Below are 16,324 nucleotides of genomic sequence, written 5' to 3' on the forward strand. Positions count from 1 at the left end.
AATGGTTATGTTGGCATCGGTACAAGTACACCTCACGAAGCGCTATCCGTTAACGGCACAATTCGCTCTAAGGAAGTGAAAGTAGAAACAGCCAACTGGCCGGATTATGTTTTTAAGCCTGCTTATAAATTGCCATCTCTTACTTCACTAAAAGCTTACATAGACCAAAACCAGCATCTGCCGGATATGCCATCCGAACAGGAAGTTATAAAAAATGGTGTAAACCTAGGTGAGATGAATAAGTTGCTGCTGAAAAAGGTAGAGGAGTTGACCTTGTACATCATCCAGCAACAGGAGGAAATAAATATGATAAAAAGAAAACAGGAAGAAAGCAATGCTAAAAAACCTTGATCCGGACTTGCATAAATTAACTATTACCTTTTAACCCTTGCCTCTAACAACCACCTCTAACACACTAAAGCTAATGAAAAAGATAATCATATTTATACTTGGGTCGGTAACGTTTGTCCAGATAGCCACCGCGCAAAAAAACAGCAATGATTCTGCTTTAGTTCACCGCCCCGAAGCAATTAATTTAAAAATTAAAGACTTGGCATCAGTTGTGAAGCTTTCGCCCGAGCGAAAACAGGTATTAACTATTTTTTTAACTAAGGAGCAAAGGGCTTTAGACAGCGCGGTAGCACACGGGGCAACGATTAATCAATTAATGCCTTTAAAAGCAAAGTTTCATACTGAACTTGAAACTATTTTGACCAAAGAGGAGCTGGAAGCTTATGCGCTTAAGCGGAAACAAGCCCAGAATTATAAAGCAATTCTTCCATTATAAGCTAAAAATCAAGCACTAATCATATTACTAATTCAAAAATTCGCCTATCCTTATGAAAAAAATATTTATGGTATCATTTTGTATTCTTATATCGAGTGCAAAATTACTTGCCCAACAACCGCTTGGTTCGGATAAGATAACGTTCCTGAGCCCTAATGCCAGTAGTATCGGCATATTCGGAACGATTCCTGTTACATTGCAAAACGGAACTACAAATATATCAATACCAGTTTATCAACTATCTGAAGGAAAAATCAACTCTGCTATTTCCTTAAATTATCACTCTTCAGGTTTTAGGCCTGATGTTCACCCGGGAGTAGTTGGTAATGGCTGGGCATTAAATGCCGGAGGGCTAATTTCAAGGACGGTAAAAGGATTGCCGGATGATTACCGTCCGCATTATTTCTTTGAATTAGATTATGTGATGAGCGGGCGTATACCCCCGTTTGAATTGAGGTTAACTCCAGGCTTAATGTTCAACCGATCGTTATTGTTTTCTAATTCGGACGGAACTTACCCCCCGACGCCTAATACCGGTTGGGCACATGCGGCAAGTATAAAAACGCTTGCTCTTAAAGGGTTTGGTACAGCTGCAAGTGATATATTCAGTTCGGGGTATGATTATCAGCGCGACACCGAACCAGATGAGTATGTTTTTAACTTCAATGGCTATTCGGGTAAATTTGTTTATGATGTTTTAGCAGACAAGATTAAAGTGTTGACCGACCCCTCCATAAAAGTGGAATACGACGTTACTTACGAGCCTTCAACAAGCGTTTATGGTACCGATACCGTTGTTAACTATAACAACCTCTATTTCCCTCCCCCCGAAACAAACCTTCGCCCTCCTTTCTCGTACGTTGCTCATCGATATGATAACTATGGTGCGTACGATATGTATACCAGCATATTTGAGAAAAAAATTAAGGGCTTTAAAATAACTACGCCTGATGGTTTTGTTTACAAATTTGGTTTCTATGGCCAAACCTATAATTCAAATGCCGATAATTTACCGGTTGAAAGAAGCACCGATTTTTTTGCCCAGGGATATAATTATAAAAGCTTTGATAGCTGGTATCTGAGAGAGGTGGAATCGCCGGATAAAAAGAACACCGTTTTGTATGAATATGGTAAGCTGCCAAATGTTTGGGCACCCATCGTTTCACTTTCCAAATCAATCACAATGGATCAGTTTGATATACCTGACCACTCTTCAAAACAAGTATCAGATATGTATAGCGGCAGGCTCATTCAACCTGTTTATCTTACCAAAATCAAAACCAGCAATGAGGAAGTAACTTTTAATTATAGCAGGACGGTTGAACTTACCTACAATTATAATGACGTCGTCAATTCGTTGAACGCAAGGGCCGACGGCTATGATAAATCGATAACTGCTGTCAGCTATCGTGTTGGTTATTTAAAAGTTTATAGTGCATTAGGTAATGGCCCGTGTGATCTGAATTTTTCATGCGAACCACTTGATTTTACCCGGCTTCAATGGCTTCAATTAAATAATATTGATGTGAAAAACTTACGTACGGGGGCAAGCACTTTAAAATGGGGATTTCAGTATTCAAATGATCCTAAGGTGAGGTTAACCCTGCTTTCTGCCACCAAAACAGACAGTACATCAACAGCCCCCCAGTCTTACACGTTTCATTACGATAATTCCAAACCACTGCCTGGTTATTGCAGCTTTGCAACCGACCATTGGGGCTTTTATAACGGTAAAAGCTTTAGTACCAAGATCGGAGACTTTACCACAGCCGACTATACTGGGTATTATAGCTATAAAGAGCCTGATCCTGCTTTTCTTTACGCCGGATCGCTTGATCAGATTAACTATCCTACAGGCGGCTACACCAGGTTTGTTTACGAGCCAAATCAGTATGTTCGGGAGGTTTCCCGTTCGGCTTCAAGCGGCGCATTTAGCATAAGTTCACCCTCAACAGCGCAGTATGCAGGAGGGCTGCGTATAAAGGAAATTATAAACTATAACTGTGATGGCCAACAATTATCGAAAAAAAACTACGAATATACTGATGGTATTTTAGCAGGTAAAGCCCAATATTATTGGCCCAACAATACCGGGACAATTGTATGGAACGATTTAACAGAGGAGACTTATACGGAAAAGAAATTCTTCTCTCAAACCATCCTGCCAATGAGCTCGAATACGGTTGGGAGCCATGTAGGCTATTCAAAAGTTAAAGAAATTGAAACCGGAAACGGGTCTACAGAATACACCTACAGCAATTACGATATATTGGACGATAGTTTTATAGAGGCGTTGGGTACAGGAAACTTAAACACTTTCCCTTTGGCCAGCCGGGAAAATGAGAGAGGGTTACTCAAACAAAAAACAGTTTATGCCGAAACAGGTACCCCCTTACATTCAGAAACCTATACCTATACTGCCCCTAACACCAATGATTATGTCCGTGCCATCAGTCTTAGCCAAAATATCATAAAAATTGGCAACGCTACCGGGGCTGTTATCGGGGGGGCGTCTTATAAAATTTATAATTACCCTACTAAAGTTGCACAAGTTGTATCAACTGATTACCCCGATGGGACACACCCCGTTGCCCAAACGCATACTTATGCTTATGAGCCTAAATATGGCCTGTTACAAGAAGACAAGGCTGGTAACAGCAAGGGCGAACAGGCGATAACCCGGTACCGGTATCCGTTTGATCTGCTGACAACTACCCCCGTCCCTGATTACGGGAACTACCCGTTAAACGAGATGATAAAAAGGAATATGTTGAAGTATCCGGTTGAAACGTTAAATATTCTGAATAAGAACAGTACAGACTATATACGATCGGCAAAGGTAACCGCCTATAGCTTAATTAGCCGTTATAACAATAATTATCAAGGTATTATTTCAGATTTTGTAGCGCCGATTGCTGAATATGATCTGACTTCCACAGTGCTTTTGCCGCAACAAACTGTTTCAGGGTATAGCGACTTATTATATAACGAATCCGATCCTACAGTTTCGATATTATCGTACGATAATTTGAGTTATTCCCTTGCAAAAGCACGCTATGCTACAGTGGATAATGATGTTGTTGAACAGATGAACATTAGCGGCCGTTTAAAATTGCGTACATTTTATAACTACGATCTTCAGGGTAACCTGGCATCGGTTTCCAAGCCCGATTACAATAATCAGGTGTTAACAAAAAGCTACTTATGGGGATATAATAATTGTTATCCTATAGGCGAGGTAACCAATGCCCAGCCTATAGCCTATGGCACATCTTACGGCGAGGCGATGTACGAACCTTTTGAATTTAATAATCCTGGCGGCCTATGGTCAAATGGACTAACATTTGACAGGAGCCGCTCACACACAGGCAGCTTTTCGGCCCTGCTGGCCAATAGTGGCTCAACCGAAGTGAACGCATCGCGGCTGCTCGTAAATATAAACGCCGATACGTATTACCTCAAATTGTCCGGTTGGGTTTATTCCAACGGGCCGGCTGCGTCAATTGGATTGGATTTTAAGGATTATAGTGACGTTAGCCATGTAGAAAAAATATCAACAAGCCAAACCGGCAAATGGGTTTATCTTGAAAAGATAATACCGGTATACAGTTACTACGCCCACTACAATTTAACCTTATATAACGCGGGCAGCGGTAATGTATGGTTTGATGATATCCGCATTTGCCCTGCCGATGCATCAATGAGTACTTATACTTATGAGCCAGGTTTAGGTATCACCAGTAAAGCTGATGAAAGAGGCCAAACCACTGTTTATACCTTCGACGAAATGCAACGTTTAAAAAGCATAACCGATAACAACGGCAACCTGTTAAAACAGTTTACCTATAACTATAAAGGCATATGTGCGGCGCCGGTTTATCAGGCCCCAACTTTAGAAATCAATTGTGGCACAGTTGATAAAAAAGTAGTCAACGGCATTTGTGAAACAGGGATAAAAAAATATACCGGCTCGGTACCTAACGAAGATGGTACTTATTTATGTACCTATCATTACGTTTGGTCCGACAGTAGCGTTAGTGTGGATTATACCGAAACAAACTCAAATCCTTGTTCTATCGAGCTGTTGATATACTCGTCTACCCAAAATTAACAACCTAAGCGTTATGACAACAATTAACTACCGCATCCTTATTTGCTTAACATTGTTGCTGATGCCCTTAGTTGCATCGGCACAAACTTATATATCATCGGCAACACAAACGGTGCCGCTTACCTATGGCGAGTATTATAATGATAATAGTATTACCCTGGGTAACGGCTTCAGCTTTACAGCGCAACCGGGGCAATCATTGCATTTATTTATTAAAAGTACGTGCGCGCCCCTTGCTGCGCAACCTACACAAACCCTCAACTATATTATTACTTATACACCCAGGCAGGCGGGTATAACAAACCCGGCGGGTGCAGGCATAGCCACTTGTGATGTGATGGAAACTATTCAGTATTTTGACGATTTGGGCCGTCCATTACAAACAGTGCAGGTTAAAGGTAATCCCAAGGCCGACAAAGATATTGTGCAGCCGGTAGCTTATGATGCTTACGGCCGCGAGCCGCTAAAGTATTTACCTTATACCACCAGCGGCACACCGGGCAGCTACCGGGCCAACGCTTTAACCGGGGCGCAAAATACTTTTTATCAGCAATCGGGCGATTATCCGGTTATACCCAGTCCTTACGCTGGTACAGCGTTTGAGGCCTCGCCCTTAAATCGTATTACCGAGCAGGGCGCGCCCGGCAATCCGTGGCAACTTGCAGGCAGCGGCGTAACCGGGGCAGGACATACGGTAAAAACCGAATATACAGCAAACACGGCCAGTTATGGCGATTATAGCGCCCGGCTTTACACGGCCGATGAAATAACCCTGCCGGCCAATACAGGTGTTTTTAGTACTGTTTTTGATGAGATCCGCAGCAGGGTTTTAAATAGTACGGGATATTATAATGCCAATGAACTTTATGTAACCATTACCAAAGACGAGAACTGGCAGGCTACGGATGGTTTGGCAGGCACTGTGCAGCAATATACAGATAAAGAGGGGCATGTTGTTTTAAAGCGTACATTTAATAAAAAGACAGATAATACCCTGGAAACCTTAAGCACCTATTACGTGTACGATAATATAGGGAATTTAAGTTTTGTGCTGCCACCCGGGCTAAATCCGGATGCTGGTGGCCTAACGCCAACGCAGCTTGATGCTTTTGGTTATCAATATCGATATGACAGGGAGCAGCGCTTATCTGAAAAAAAATTGCCGGGTAAAGGCTGGGAAGAAATGATTTCCAATATCAATGGCCAGGTAATGTATTCGCGCGATACCAAACAAAGCCAAAGCAACCAGTGGAGCTGGTTTACCTATGACGCTATTGGCAGGCTGGCCAAATCGGGTGTATACGATGGTTCCTATGGTATATCATCACAAGATATCAGAATGGGGTATGATTATGTCGAGGGCGATGGTATTGGCATAGATCATTCATATATTAGCGACCCTGCAAGTCCCGGCTGCAAGGTATTAACTGTTAATTACTATGACGATTATGGTTTTTTAAGCAATATCAGCATTAACCCCGATGCAGCCGTATTTACCGCGCCCAATAATGCCGTCGGGCAGATAAGCAATCCCACAGGTTTGCCCACTGCAACGCAAACTAATATACTGGGCACCAATACCATGTTGTTTACGATGAGTTATTACGATGATAAAGGCCGGGTAATACAGTCTAAAAGCCGCAACCATTTGGGAGGTAACGATATTACCACAAACACCTACAGTTTTACCGATGAACTGCTGACCAGCGCGCGCCAGCATACCGGCACAGCAGGCAACGCGGTTACCGTAGCTACCCATTACACTTACGACCACATGGGCCGCAAGCTGCAAAGCTGGCAAAAAATGGACAGCGGCACCGATGTACTGGTTTCATCGCTTGAATATAACGAAATTGGTCAGCTAAAAACCAGGCAACTGGGCAATGGACTGCAAACTATTAACTATACTTATAATGAGCGGGGCTGGTTAACAACCAGCAGTGCCGGTTTATTTGCCATGCAGCTTAAATATAACGATGGCACAACGCCGCAGTTTAACGGAAATATTGCCAACCAGCTATGGGGCACCCCCGGCAACCTGAACAAGGCCTTTACCTATACCTATGATAGGCTAAACAGGCTCACCAGCGGTACAAGTTTGGCAGGAAATAACGAAAGCGATATTGTATACGATGTAATGGGCAATATAAAAGCGCTTAGCCGTTCGGGAACCGGCGCGGCTAACCTGGGATATAGCTACACCAGCGGCAACCAATTAGCCAGCGTAACAAATGGCGGCAACCCTTATCGCAGTTACGGATATGATGTAAATGGCAATGCCACAACCGACGGGCTGGGCAACACTATTAATTATAACCAGCTTAATTTGCCGGCTACCATACCCGGTAAAGGCTTAACTTACACTTATACAGCCACAGGGCAAAAACTAAAAAAGGTATCGGTACAGGGCAGTACTACCACCACTACCGATTATGTTGGCGGCATACAGTATAACAATAACGCTATAGACTTTGTACAAACAGAGGCCGGCAGGGCGTTAAAAAATGCAGGTAGTTGGAATTACGAATACACACTATCCGATCATTTAGGGAACACGCGCGTTACCTTCGACCAAACATCAGGTACAACGCCAAAAGAAACAAGTGATTATTATCCATTTGGCCTTCAAATAGCCGGTGGCCTTGTATCCAGCCCGACAAATAAATATCTTTATAACGGTAAGGAGATACAAGAGGAACTGGGGCAGTATGATTACGGCGCGAGGTTTTATGATCCGGTGATCGCAAGGTGGGCGAGCGTGGATCCGTTGGCGGAGAAGATGCGCAGGCATTCTGTTTATAATTATGGATTTGATAATCCTATGCGATTTACAGACCCGGATGGGATGGGGCCGGCATCAATCCATGTTGATAAGTATGGTACCGTACTTAAAAAGGTTGATGATGGGGACAATCATGTTTATGAACATGATGATGCTAAGACTGAGGCCGATATAAACAAAAAGTACAGTTCCAAAAACACAGGAGCGGGGGGACAAAATATAGGGACATTAGGTGGAGTAATTGATGTAAATATAATTTTGGATAATCTATTGGCAAGAGATGGTAAAATTGCACAAGGACTAAATAGATATCAATGGACTTGGCGCGTTGATAAAGGTAATGAATGGGATCTTAAAGCTAACAAAAATACTATTTTTGGATTAGCATGGGAAAACGATCAAAAAGTTAAATCAACTAACCCAGGCACAGATAATGATACCTTTTTCATGTATAAAAATATGAGTAGCAGTGCCTATGGTATCCCCAAATTTACCGCTGCTGACATTGGAAGTCTCCATGCTGGCTATACTGGAATAGCCGTCGGTATGGGACGAGTTTCTCAGTATAGATTAGCTGGTCTGGGAGAAATATTAACACCTTTCAATGATAACTGGAAAAAGATAAAAGAGTTTTTTACAGATTCTGGTGCAGTTGGGGATAAACCCGTTGATTATTTGTGGAATACAACAGGAATGAATATGGCAACTCAAGCAGGTTTGAATCCTTAATTTGATAAATTTTATATGTGCAGATTTATATTTTTATTCCTGATAACGGCATGCTGTTGCAGTTGTTTCAAAAGTAGAAGCAACCTTAATTATACCGTACCATTATCTAATAATAACTGTAATTGTAAGCTCTATGTCGAGGTCTACAACGTTTGGTTCAATACATTGAGGGCGTCTTATGTAACAGATTCTATAAACTTTAGAATGTATGCAGGGACTTATAATGATGAAAACGAAATTATATCTTTCAAATGTGATCGAGGAATGTTGTTAGTGGAAAAAGACACAAAAAGTCAATTGCTTACAAATGATACGATTACAATCGGAAATAAACGAGTATCGTCACCGAATGTTTCCTCTTCTACTAAAACATCGAAATGTTATTACAAACTAAACGATTTAATAAGCAATCATAAATTTGATTAAAAGAAGGCAGCTAATACAAAGCCCCAGCCTGGTCTAAGTTTAGCGTAGCGTAACTTCGACTTATAATATTGTAAGCTTCCAGCATACCGAGCCCAGCCTCCTCACCGCTACCGCAAGCTTCCTTCGGTTGTGGTACGTAAGATGAGTATGCGATAAGTTAACCCAAGCCCAGTCGCAAGCTGGGCTTTTACTTTGAGTAAGCTTTCTTAGCTTTATAATCCCGTAGTAAAGCATCCACTACGGCATATAGTTGTTTCTGCCCATCATCCGAATATATAAAGGAGCTTGATATGATTTCAGATATTTAAGGTATATTCATTTGTATCAAAATCTTTAATCAATTGAAAACGAATTATCTTAATTTTGCCATCATCGCTTTAATAATGAGTCTTTTAAGCTGCAATGGACACGATAAGTCTAAAGCGTCTGAAACGAAAAATAAAATGGCTGTTATAGCTGATGCTCACATAACCCTTGACACTTTAAAGGATAAGCAAGAGATTCAAAAACTTATCAGAAACGTACTTGTATGGGCCGAAGATGGAAAAAGAGTTCCTGATCTGCTACCATACGTGGTAAACAAAAAAGATAGCTTAGTTACCGGGTTTGACCTTTACAGACTGAAAGGAATTGATGACAGTTTAGGAATTACCGGCTTTTTCTCAAAGGAATTTATCGATAACTATAACCAAATCATCCGAGTACTCGATAGGCGGATGAAAGATAAGGAGATCGCGCCTTTCTCAACAGGAGAAATACCACCTTTTGGTTTCGATACAGATGCTGACCCATGGTGCAATTGTCAGGAAGTGCCTTATGACCATCCTGATGCTTACGGTTTAGTTGATGTGCATATTATTGAATTAAACAGCGAAAGTGGCAAAATGTACTGGACTTGGGGGAGTCTACCCAAAGACGTATCGCCCGATTGGAAAACCGTTACATATAAATTCAATGTGACAAAGGTGGGTGGTAAATGGAAAATATCTTATTTACAGGGGTTTGATATTAAAAAAGCTTAATGAATACTGAAAATGAAATGGAACGATACACCATCCTTCGGGCGATTATATCCGTAATTTGTAAGTACAAAAATAAAAAAGCTCTCAGAAATTAATCCGAGAGCTTTCTGTTTTTTTTTAAAATTGACCACGTGGTCTTTTCTGTGGTATCAGCTGGGATCGAACCAGCGACACAAGGATTTTCAGTCCTTTGCTCTACCGACTGAGCTATGATACCGCCCGATTTGGGATTGCAAATGTAGTGTCTTTTTTTGTTTATCGAAATTTTTTTCGAACTTTTTTAGCAAAGAGCGAAATTGTTTAAGCAGTTAAAAGGCATAAAATGGGGTATAAATAGTTTAACTATTTAAAAATGTGGGAAATAGATTGCGCCATAAATACAACCCATATCTGTATTGCTGTTTTATTTTTTATTAACAAATAACAATTTCAACTTCTTTAATCTTTTTAACTGCAAATAATAAAGTATTTTTCTACTTTAGTTTCAAATTGCTATGCACGCATAATGATAGGACAAATCATATTCATCATCATATTAGGCTTTGCCGTTTACCTGTTCAGCCGTAACGCGGCTAAGGTGCGCCGTAACATATTATTAGGCAGGGATACCGATAGGAGCGACCAGCCAGCCCTGCGCTGGAAAACCATGGCTAAAATCGCGCTCGGTCAAACCAAAATGGTAAAGCGCCCCGTAGCAGCCGTAATGCACTTTTTTATCTACGTTGGTTTTATCATCATTAACCTGGAAGTATTGGAGATCATGATCGACGGGGTCTTCGGCTCGCACCGTATCTTTTCTAAGCCCCTGGGCAGTCTGTATGGCTTGCTGATAGGCGGTTTTGAGGTATTGGCGGTGCTGGTGCTGGTATCCTGCGTGGTTTTCCTGGCCCGGCGTAATATCCTGCGTTTAAAACGTTTCAGCGGGGTGGAAATGACCACCTGGCCAAAATCAGATGCTAACTATATCCTGATTACCGAGATCCTGCTCATGACCGCCTTCCTGACCATGAACGGCGCCGACTATAAATTGCAGTTACAGCACTTCGGGCATTATATTACCGCGGGCAGTTTCCCGGTAAGCTCGCTCATCGCGTCGCTGCTGCCCGAAAATGCCCGTGTACTGGCCGGTATCGAGCGTGGCTGCTGGTGGTTCCATATTGTGGGCATCCTGGCGTTTTTAAACTACCTGCCGTATTCCAAGCATTTCCACATCCTGTTGGCGTTCCCAAATACTTATTATTCTAACCTTAACCCTAAAGGTAAGTTTACCAATATGGCTTCGGTTACTAACGAGGTAAAGGCTATGCTCGATCCGTCTTTTGTACCCGAAACTACCGGCGAAGTGGCCCGTTTTGGTGTAAAGGATGCCACCGACCTCACCTGGAAAAACCTGATGGAGGCCTATACCTGTACCGAATGCGGGCGCTGCACGTCGGTTTGCCCGGCTAATATTACAGGTAAGCTGCTCTCGCCGCGCAAGATCATGATGGATACACGCGACAGGATCACCGAAATAGGCAATAACATAGATAAGCAGGGTAAAGACCATGTGGATGGTAAAGCGCTGCTGGACGATTATATTACCCGCGAGGAGTTATGGGCCTGTACCAGTTGTAATGCCTGTGTAGAGGCTTGCCCGGTAAACATTAACCCGCTGGAAATTATTACCGAAATGCGCCGCTATGTGGTGATGGAGGAATCGCAGGCACCGGCCAGCCTTAACAATATGTTCGGCAACGTTGAAAATAACGGCGCGCCCTGGAAGTATAGCAATGCCGACAGGTTTAACTGGGCGGAGAAGTCTTAAGTTCTGAGTCCATAGTCGATAGGCCATGGACCATAGCAGTATTACAATTTATTGAAGAATCCCATAACTATGGATTATTACCTATAGATCATGGACAAAAAAATATCCTAAATGGAAAATCTGAAATCTGAAACCGAAACTCCAAAATCCGAACCGTTACATGTGCCCACTATGGCCGAAATGGTTGCGCAGGGGAAAACACCTGATATTTTATTTTGGGTAGGCTGTGCCGGTAGTTTTGATGAACGGGCGCAAAAAATAACCCGCGATATTTGCAAAATACTGCAGCACGTAGGCATGAGTTACGCTGTGCTGGGTACCGAAGAAAGTTGCACCGGCGATCCGGCCAAACGTGCCGGTAACGAGTTTTTGTTCCAGATGCAGGCCATGATGAATATTGAGGTGCTGAACGGTTACGAAGTGAAAAAGATAGTGACCGGCTGTCCGCATTGTTTTAATACCATCAAGAATGAATACCCGGGACTGGGTGGTAATTATGAGGTGATCCACCATACCCAGCTCATTCAGCAATTAATTGATGAGGGTAAGCTAAAAGCCGAAGGTGGCGAAAGCTTTAAAGGCCGCCGCATCACCTATCATGATCCCTGCTATTTAGGCCGCGGCAATAATGTTTACGAAGCCCCGCGACGCTCGCTGGAGATACTGGATGCCGATTTGGTGGAGATGAAACGCTGCAAAAGCAACGGCCTGTGCTGCGGCGCAGGAGGCGGGCAAATGTTTAAAGAACCCGAGCCTGGCAAAAAAGAGATCAATATGGAACGGATGGAAGATATCCTGCAATCGCAGGCAAAAGTAGTGGCCGCTGCATGCCCTTTCTGTATGACCATGCTGAGCGATGGCGTTAAACACAGCGATAAAGAAGGTGAAATACAGGTACTGGATATAGCCGAGATCACGGCAAGGGCAAACGGGTTATAATTTACCGGACTATTGATGTACTGTAGCAGGTAAGGTATTTTTAAAATAAAGTAAGGCAGTCCGCAGGCTGTCTACCTGCTCGGGTTCCATGTTTTTTACGGGGATGGTTAGGGTGGTGGCCATGGAATCAACATCGCCTTTGCGGTCGTTATAGGTTTGCACAATAATATCATCAGCTTTGGTGCTGATCCTGAGCAAACCGCTGGCGCTGCTGCCAATGTAATCCAGGTCGGTAAAACTGTGCAGCTGGCACGAGTAATATTCCTGCTTTCCGTTTTGATATGTTTTGCGTAAACGGAGGAAAAAGTCGTCGGTAACGGATAATTCCCATTTTTTAAGCTTCACTTCGGCCGAAGGATCGTAAACACGGGGGAGCAAACTGTTGCTCCAATTCAGCATTTGCTGGGTATCCGGCGTAGGTTTAAAGCTGTATATCAGCACGCTAAGCAATAGCGCCGGGAATAATTTCAGCGTTTTCTTCAGATTTGAGTTTACCATGACATCAAAAGCAGTACTAAGTTAATAATTTGATAAATTTGCACATGCATTTTTCCGAAAATTCAAGAGTATGGGTTTACCAGGCCGACAGGGAACTGTCTGCCGGCGAAGTTAGCGAAATACAACAACAGTTAAACAACTTTACCACCGGGTGGACTGCACACAACCATCAGCTAAAGGCCAGGGCCGAGGTGCGCTATAACCGTTTCCTGATATTGATTGTTGATGAAAGCCAGGCCGGCGCCAGCGGCTGCTCTATTGATAAATCGGTGCACTTTATGAAACACCTGGAGCAGGAGTTTGGCATTAACCTGTTCGACAGGTTTAACCTGGCTTATCGCGAGGGTGACGCTGTAATATCAGCCCCCCGCCACCAATTCGAGGAACTGATTAAACAAAACAGCATCAACAAGCAAACCATTGTGTTTAACAACATGGTACAAAACCTAAGCGAATTGCAAACTAAATGGGAAGTGCCTTTTAAAGATAGCTGGCATATACAGTTGTTTTCGTCGTTGATCGGCCATTGATTATTTAGCGTCATTTATTCAAGAAAAACACAATTTGTCATTGCGAGGAGCCTGTCGGGACGGTGCTTTGGGGGCGACGTGGCAATCCCATAGGCACGTCGAGTTTGCATGTCCTATGGGATTGCCACGCTATCGCTCGCAATGACAAAACTATTAAGGAAACAGCTTATTTTTGGTCAGGTGTGCTATGGTCTAATATTAACAAAATGTTATCCCGATTAATATTATCCACAAATCTTAATAAAAGATTAACTTAAAAGAATATTCAGATTAAACTGGTTGGTGATATTTGCGTTGTGATCAGGAAACGCATTTACCACCAAGTACATATATCATGAAATTGATATACCAGTGCAAGCAATATCTCCTCGCCTTATTGTTTTGCCTGGTCTTCTTCGCTCCGGTCCATTCTTTTTCTATCCTCGCTCACGAAGCTATTATCGATGCCGAATGGCTAAACCATATTCGTCCGCTGTTGTTAAAAAAATATCCGTCTGCTACAGCAGGCGAATTGTTAAAAGCCCATGCCTACGCTTACGGAGGGAGCCTTGTAGCCGATATGGGTTATATGCCTTTTGGTTGCCCTTATTTTACCAACCTGTTGCACTACGTACGCAGCGGCGATTTTGTAACCGAACTGCTTAGCCAATCGCAAAACTTGAACGAGTATGCTTTTTCGTTAGGCGCTATTTCGCACTATATGGCCGATAAGTATGGGCATGCATTGGCTACTAATGTTTCAATAGCCATAGCATATCCCCGGTTAAAAAATAAGTTTGGGAATTTAATTACTTACGATGATGATCATACATCGCACAGCAGTTTGGAGTTTGCCTACGATATTATTCAAACTTGTAAAGGCAACTACGCTACTGCCGCCTATCATAATTTTATAGGCTTCGAAATGGCTGCACCGGTTTTGGAAAGGGCTTTCCTGAAGATTTACGGGCAAAACCTGAATGCCATATTTCCCAATTTTGCATCGGCCATATCAACTTTTAGATGGGGCGTACGCGATTTTTTTCCTGAACTTGCCCGCATTGCCTGGCAATCAGACAAAGCCGGGTTGAAAATATCAAGGAAGGACATTACACAAAAGCGCTTAAGTAACCGGATGCCACAGGATGCCTTTGATGAGCAATTTGATGCAGAACACCGTCGCCCCGGTGTGCTTGCAAGGGTAGTGGCCGGTTTAATTCGGAAAATGCCTAAGATTGGTCCGCTTAAAAAAATGGGCTTCAAATACCCCGGCCTGCAATGCGAGGAGCTTTACCTGCGAAGCATGGACAGCATCATGGTTAATTATGAATATGCCCTGCAAAAGGCCGGTAGTAATGAGCTGGCTTTAGCTAATATTGATTTTGATACCGGGGCCCCATCCGTGTTAAACGAATACCGGCTGGCCGATGCAACTTATCAGGATTGGGTTTTAAAGCTTCAAAATGACCAATCGGCCCTTATTACACCTGCCCTTAAACAAAACATTATTGCTTTTTATAACAATGGTATGGCTGTTAATTTAATAGTAAACACCACCATAGGCGATGAGAAGCAATGGCCAGCCTGGCCCTTAGTAAGCAGGTTTAACCGTATGCCTGAATAGGGATAAGGGTTTACTCGCAAATCCTCTCTATGTCAATCCAACTGATAAATTAGCTTTTATTTAGGATAAAATCATTTAAAAATTAAGCCGATGTTAGTGGTTGATAAACCATGTACCTGCCGTTTAAAAAATGAAGAATTATCGTATTATACTGCAATTGATGTTGGTGCTGTTGGTAGCCAATACCCAGGCGCAATCACTTAAAGATGCCATGCAACCCGCTATAAAAAATGCCGGGTTTAAAATGGATGGCTATATTTTGTGGTGCTCAACCATTGTTAAGGTGGGCAATACTTACCACATGTTTGCATCCCGCTGGCCCGAGCAATACGGTTTGGGCGGTTGGACAACCTATTCGGAAATTGTAAGGGCTACATCCGATAATATTTACGGCCCCTACAAATTTCAGGAAGTGGTGATCCAAAAACGGGCGGATAACTGGGATAAGGAGCGCGCGCATAACCCTAAAATTGTAAAGACGGGCGATACCTATGTGCTGTATTATATTTCGTCGGCCAACAAAACGGGCTATGCCTGGTCAAAATCCATCACCGGCCCCTGGAACCGGACAGATTCTATCGCCATGCCTTTCTCTAATCCGGCGCCGTTGGTGCGTAAGGATGGCAGCATTTATGTGTTCGGGCGTAAATCGGTTAACAATATCCGTGTGGCGCAGGCTTATACCGCGCCGGCCTGGAACGGCAAATACACAATGTTGAGTAATAAGGAAAACCTACTCCCTGATAATAACCAACTGGAAGACCCTACCATATGGTGGGCACAAAACCAGTATAACGTGATCCTGACCGATTTTACAGGGACTTTAACAGGCACTACCAAAGCCGGCGCACAATATGCCTCGGTTGATGGGATCAATTATCAGCCAGTATCAAAAGATATTATATTCGGCAAAACCGTGATGTATGATGACGGCAGCACCCAAACCTTTAAAAGGCGCGAACGGCCATTTGTATACACCAACGAAAAAGGCGAGGTGATCGCACTATTTACAGCCTGCCTTACCGAGCAAGGCCAATCGTGGATAGTAGTAAATCCGGTTAAAAATTATATGCCGCCTAAAATTAAGTAA

Annotated in this window: 10 protein-coding genes, 1 tRNA gene and 1 pseudogene; 10 read left to right on the forward strand and 2 right to left on the reverse strand. The window is 42.9% G+C overall.

What is annotated here, in order from left to right; translation table 11 throughout:
- The 5 genes and pseudogenes from AC07M6_RS00005 to AC07M6_RS00025 all read left to right on the forward strand — a co-directional run.
- A pseudogene (locus AC07M6_RS00005) lies at positions 1 to 351 on the forward strand (hypothetical protein); the annotation flags it as partial.
- Positions 352 to 424: 73 nt separating this feature from the next.
- Entirely contained in the window at positions 425 to 787 is a 363-nt protein-coding gene (locus AC07M6_RS00010) for a hypothetical protein (RefSeq protein ID WP_494886522.1), read from the forward strand.
- Between the two features lie 52 nt (positions 788 to 839).
- Positions 840 to 4,898, forward strand: coding sequence for a hypothetical protein (locus AC07M6_RS00015; protein ID WP_494886524.1), 4,059 nt, complete (start codon positions 840 to 842; stop codon positions 4,896 to 4,898).
- A gap of 13 nt (positions 4,899 to 4,911) precedes the next feature.
- Entirely contained in the window at positions 4,912 to 8,409 is a 3,498-nt protein-coding gene (locus tag AC07M6_RS00020) for a DUF6443 domain-containing protein (protein ID WP_494886525.1), read from the forward strand.
- Between the two features lie 767 nt (positions 8,410 to 9,176).
- Entirely contained in the window at positions 9,177 to 9,857 is a 681-nt protein-coding gene (locus AC07M6_RS00025) for a hypothetical protein (protein WP_494886527.1), read from the forward strand.
- Between the two features lie 144 nt (positions 9,858 to 10,001).
- Here the strand turns inward: AC07M6_RS00025 and AC07M6_RS00030 are convergent.
- Positions 10,002 to 10,074, reverse strand: a tRNA-Phe gene (locus AC07M6_RS00030).
- A 288-nt stretch (positions 10,075 to 10,362) separates the two neighbouring features.
- Between AC07M6_RS00030 and AC07M6_RS00035 the strand changes: the two genes are divergently transcribed.
- Both AC07M6_RS00035 and AC07M6_RS00040 read left to right on the forward strand, forming a co-directional pair.
- Positions 10,363 to 11,664 (forward strand): 4Fe-4S dicluster domain-containing protein, encoded by a 1,302-nt coding sequence (locus AC07M6_RS00035; RefSeq protein WP_494886528.1) that lies wholly within the window; start codon positions 10,363 to 10,365, stop codon positions 11,662 to 11,664.
- 111 nt (positions 11,665 to 11,775) lie between these two features.
- Positions 11,776 to 12,603 (forward strand): (Fe-S)-binding protein, encoded by an 828-nt coding sequence (locus AC07M6_RS00040; RefSeq protein ID WP_494886530.1) that lies wholly within the window; start codon positions 11,776 to 11,778, stop codon positions 12,601 to 12,603.
- Positions 12,604 to 12,612: 9 nt separating this feature from the next.
- On the opposite strand, the gene AC07M6_RS00045 is transcribed toward AC07M6_RS00040, so the two are convergent.
- Positions 12,613 to 13,101, reverse strand: a complete 489-nt coding sequence (locus tag AC07M6_RS00045) for a hypothetical protein (protein WP_494886532.1) — start codon at positions 13,099 to 13,101, stop codon at positions 12,613 to 12,615.
- A gap of 44 nt (positions 13,102 to 13,145) precedes the next feature.
- Here AC07M6_RS00045 and AC07M6_RS00050 point away from each other — a divergent pair, with 44 nt between their 5' ends.
- The 3 genes from AC07M6_RS00050 to AC07M6_RS00060 all read left to right on the forward strand — a co-directional run bounded on the left by AC07M6_RS00050 (position 13,146) and on the right by AC07M6_RS00060 (position 16,324).
- A complete protein-coding gene (locus AC07M6_RS00050; RefSeq protein ID WP_494886533.1) occupies positions 13,146 to 13,631 on the forward strand; it encodes an ABC transporter ATPase in 486 nt (161 codons plus the stop codon).
- Positions 13,632 to 13,965: 334 nt separating this feature from the next.
- Entirely contained in the window at positions 13,966 to 15,234 is a 1,269-nt protein-coding gene (locus AC07M6_RS00055; protein WP_494886535.1) for a zinc dependent phospholipase C family protein, read from the forward strand.
- Positions 15,235 to 15,364: 130 nt separating this feature from the next.
- Positions 15,365 to 16,324, forward strand: coding sequence for a glycoside hydrolase family protein (locus AC07M6_RS00060; protein ID WP_494886537.1), 960 nt, complete (start codon positions 15,365 to 15,367; stop codon positions 16,322 to 16,324).

This window comes from Mucilaginibacter sp. GW821-FHT07H05, from assembly GCF_059418485.1.